Origin of the sequence: Gilvimarinus gilvus, from assembly GCF_030518155.1 — a bacterium.
GTDB classification, from domain to species: Bacteria; Pseudomonadota; Gammaproteobacteria; order Pseudomonadales; family Cellvibrionaceae; genus Gilvimarinus; species Gilvimarinus gilvus.
Genome location: NZ_JAULRU010000826.1, coordinates 1 through 337, shown reverse-complemented (window position 1 = coordinate 337; position 337 = coordinate 1). Strand labels below are relative to the sequence as shown.

Sequence of the window (337 nt, the reverse complement as noted above, 5' to 3'; positions counted from 1 at the left end):
ATTCAGAGTTATCCTTGGGGTAATTCGACATTGTGGCGGATTTGTGGGGTCGCGAATATAAAAGGGTTGGGTGCTGCCACTAAAAACGTCGGGCGAACAGATATTATTCCTCATGATGAACAATCTAGGATTTTCAACTATTGCGAAAGCATTGTCCGGGAGATGAAGGCCGAATTGGCAGCCAATGGTATTGGATATCATCCTAGTGATGAACGGATGGCAATTCGTTGCAGAGATGCTGTTCTGTATATAGTTTCAATCACTAGCGGCATGCGCAATGACGAGGCAATTGGAATTGAGGTTGGCGCTTGGCGCAAAGAGTTAAAAAACGGGGTTA

General features: G+C 45.1%; 1 protein-coding gene. It reads left to right on the top strand.

Annotated features, from left to right (window positions below):
• Window positions 1-337: hypothetical protein (locus tag QWI17_RS23035; protein ID WP_302724891.1), on the top strand; the 337-nt coding region annotated here is incomplete at both ends.